A 3,721-nucleotide genomic window follows, 5' to 3' on the forward strand; every position below is an offset into this window, starting at 1 on the left:
TGTAGCGGTTTGCGCTCCCTGGCGGTAAACTAATACCCGCCAATGACGTTTAGCAATGGCCTTGGAATTAACGTCAATGGCGATAGGCCTTCATATTTAAAACCAATGCCAATGGCGATAGCTTCAACTTTTCAGAAGTCAGCGCCATTGGCATTGGGACTTTAATCAAGTGTAAAATGCCGTTTTAAACTAAAAAAAGGTCAGTCAGTCCTTACGGTGCTTTCTTTAAATTAACTGCTACCTACTGTAGTACTTCTTTTGGGCCTTGTAAGTGAAGATATCCCCCCTGGCCTCACTCAGTTTTTCTTCGAAAACCTTCTTAAACCAAGCGAGTCTGTTTTTGCTCGGTGGATAACGGTCGAACTTATCATGCACTTTACAGATAGCTTCAATAATTTCGTTTTGATCATACCCCAGATTCTCGGCCATTTCTAAAGCCATAGGCAATAAATCGTAGAAACCGGTGGCAATAAAGAATTCCTCCAATTTTGACCTGCCTGCCCAGTCCCTATTGGAGTGCATTGATTGTTCAGGCATACCGGATACCTCCCCGTTTCTAAATCCAGTTATCGTCTTCCAGACCTTTTTGCACCGCATCTGCGTCAACTGCCGGACTGTCAGCCACTATTGCCGCAACAAGCGCATAGCGGCAGATGTTGTTAATCCGGCGCGGAATGCCTTTGGAAAACTGGTAGATTAATTTGATGGCATCGTCTGTAAAGATTTGCTTGTCCAGTCCAGCAATTTTTAAGTGGTGCAGGATGTAAGCGGGAATTTCCTCTTCATCCAAGCACGGCAAACGATAATGTACGTTAATCCTTTGGCGAATACATTCCAACACCTGAAGACGCAGTGTTTCGGCCAGTTGGGGTTGACCTGCGAGTATAACTGTCAGGGGCGAAAATGAATCAGCCTGGTAGTTGAGCACGAACCGTAGTTCGCTCAGCATAGGTATCGGGAGTTCTTGAGCTTCATCTATTAATATTGCCGGCTTGATCCCTTTCTGATGCAACTCCAGCATTGCCTGCGAGACCAAGCGCTTGTTTTGGGAGGAACCTCGCCCAGGCTGGACATTGACATGGTAGAGCAGGCTCTTGTAGAACTCCCCCGGCGTCAGATCAGAACTAGCTATGTAAATGTGACGGTAACGTGATGCCTCCAGGGAATGCATCACGGACCGAATGGCTGTAGACTTGCCGGAACCGGCCTGTCCTGTAATCACAGCCAAAGAACCTGTCTCGACGGTGTGCTTTAGCCTGGCTAAAAGTTCATGGTGCCCCTTGGATATGAACACTTCCGTAGGGGCTAATTCCCGGGAGAAAGGCTCCCGGGTAAAAGAGAAGTAAGTGCTATTCATTAGGCTGCACCCCCAGGGCCTTGGCGAAAGACAGTCCACAGCGCTCTTTAACACCATCTTTGTGTTCCTGAATAATGGCCTGCATAGCATTTGTCAGAGCTTGATGGCTGTCTGCCCGACGCTCAGATACACGTTTTTCTGTAAAGTTCTTCAACTGGTAGGAGCGGGCCTCGCCACGGAAAGCACCCTCATAGTACACCAGGATGCGCCTTAAATCGTAAGGGTTAAAGCGGAGTTCCACGCTCTTACCAAGCAGGGTTTCATCTACTTCATAGAGGTTATTGTAAATTTTTACCGCTCCAAGCGAGCTGACCTCACGGGTTTCGCGCCATAAAAAAGCTTCGTGCACAGTGGCAGGATCAACATAACGGGACATATCCAGGTGATTGGCCTTCGCATTATCCAAAGCGTCCCGGGGAGTCATTTTCAGGGTGCTGTGACGGCGGCAGTGGTAGCGTTTTTCTACCCAGGCGGTGAGGAAGGTGTTAACCTCCATTAGTGTGGTAATCTTACCGGAGCTGATCTGAGCTTTGAGTAATGGCTCAAACTTTTCGGCAACAGTCCTAAACCAGCGTTCTATGCGCCCGCGCCCCTGGGGATGCCCCGCTTTGCTGTGTTTAACGGCAAAGCCCAACTCTGCTGCAATACGTTTCAGGTGGTGGGAGCGAAATATCCGGGCATTATCCGCATAAAAAATCTCGGGCAGCTGAAACTTCAAAATCGCTTTAAGCAGGGCATCCTCCAGACAGGGCCGGTTTTCGTTGAAATAGAACTCAGCATGCACAATGTAACGGGTATATGCGTCGAGTATTGCAACCAGACGCAGGCGCCGTTTCTTGCCATTTTTTTCGTCATGGAGATACGGCCCGTCCCAGACGTCGCAAATCCAAAGGACATGGGCACCCTCAATGCTCAGCAGGCGGTAGCGCTTACGTACTATACGTTTCAAAGTTGGGCGATCTTTACCCAAACGGCGCAGGTGGCGGTTTAGCGTACCGACACTCATCTGCCACGCTCCTGGTATCTGTGCTGACCGTAGTTCCTCAATAATGGAATCCGCCGATAGCTCCGGGCGGGCGAGGCGCAGCTTCACAGCTTCATCAAGGGCCTCCTGCGGAAAGGCTTTCAATGCTCCCTGCTCTGGGCGAACCTGTGGCTTTAGGCCCTCCAAGCCGAATTTCAGGTAGTTGCTAAGGTACCTTTCGATCGTGCGCTTTCCCAGAGTGACATGACGACCCTCTGCATCAAGGTGCCCTTGCCTGGTCAACTCCTTAAGAATTAACTTCTGGGCACCGCGAGGTAGAGGACGATTCAACAGCGGGGCAATCACCTCGTATCGCTGCAGGGCTACCCGGAAGCGCCTGTCATCAGATGGTTCTTTCATTAACTCATACCTCCTGACTCACTGATTTTGATGGGTTTTCCCTCTAAATCCCATCATGGAGCAAGTCAGGATGTTTGGCGAGCACCATGGTTTGTGGGAAGTCTCCCCGCCAGGAAGAGCATTAGCCGGGTGCCCGTGCTTCTTTCATCCTGGATCTGGCTTTCCCCAGCGGAGCACCCCACAGATCCCAGTTCCCCTTGCCGAGCAAATTGCACAGGCCCATCAGCCGGTGCAGGCGAGAATAGCTAATCCATTCGGCATAGTTACGTAACCAGGCCAAAAGGAGCATCGTGGCCTCCCCGGCCACCACCGGGGATAACGGTAATATCTCTGTCCCAATAAAAATTAGGATACGCCGGACGACCTGGCCGATGAGTGCTGGAGCCTGGGTAAAGATCAGTTTTATCCACCGGGATACAGTTCGTGGATCGTAGCCGATCCTGGCTGCATTCTCTCTTATGCTAATTCCTTGCAGGTGCTCGATCACCACCTGTTCATGGGTTTCCAGAGGTTCTCTTTGGTAGGGCAAAACAAATTCCGGCCAATAGCTGATTGTCTCATGGCATTCTTCACAGTAGGCGTTGAATAGAAAGATCCCAGTTACATGAACATGATCAAGACACAGATTACGTTCCCAGCTCGCATTCCAATATGGCCTATGGGTAGGATTGTTAATGCATATAGGTCTATCGGGGAGAAAACTTTCTGGATTTTCAAGATATCTCTGGACATCAGGGCAGTAAATTGTTATTCTCATCTTGCAGTGGTGGCTTCTAGCCATCATCTTGTGGGGCATAGGGAGAGGGCTGCCAAACTCCATACTCCCTATGCCGTTAAATGATGAAGAAGCCATCTCCTTGATAGCATTATCAAGAGATGGCTTTTCTGCTCCGATTGCCATATTTCCTACTTCTCAATTAAATATTGGTTACCGGCAATGGCGCTGTTTCCTTTATCGCCAGTTTCCGTAAGCAGTCACA

The 3,721-nt window shown here is 49.6% G+C and carries 4 protein-coding genes; all 4 read right to left on the minus strand.

Translation table 11 applies throughout. The features are described from left to right. Positions 1 to 237 precede the first annotated feature (237 nt). A complete protein-coding gene (locus DCCM_RS08780; protein WP_231702713.1) occupies positions 238 to 537 on the minus strand; it encodes a hypothetical protein in 300 nt (99 codons plus the stop codon). 19 nt (positions 538 to 556) lie between these two features. Continuing rightward, the gene (locus tag DCCM_RS08785) at positions 557 to 1,357 is read right to left on the minus strand and encodes an ExeA family protein (RefSeq protein WP_104372039.1); all 801 of its coding nucleotides are present in this window, start codon (positions 1,355 to 1,357) and stop codon (positions 557 to 559) included. Further along, positions 1,350 to 2,741: a DDE-type integrase/transposase/recombinase gene (locus DCCM_RS08790; protein WP_104372040.1), complete on the minus strand. Its 1,392-nt coding sequence runs from the start codon at positions 2,739 to 2,741 to the stop codon at positions 1,350 to 1,352. Before DCCM_RS08790 ends, DCCM_RS08785 begins: the two co-directional genes overlap by 8 nt. 121 nt (positions 2,742 to 2,862) lie before the next feature. Then, complete coding sequence (locus tag DCCM_RS08795) at positions 2,863 to 3,642, minus strand: helix-turn-helix domain-containing protein (RefSeq protein ID WP_104372041.1); 780 nt, start codon at positions 3,640 to 3,642, stop codon at positions 2,863 to 2,865. Between the last annotated feature and the right edge of the window lie 79 nt (positions 3,643 to 3,721).

It is taken from the genome of Desulfocucumis palustris (assembly GCF_002933875.1).
In the GTDB taxonomy this organism is placed as follows: domain Bacteria; phylum Bacillota; class Desulfotomaculia; order Desulfotomaculales; family Desulfocucumaceae; genus Desulfocucumis; species Desulfocucumis palustris.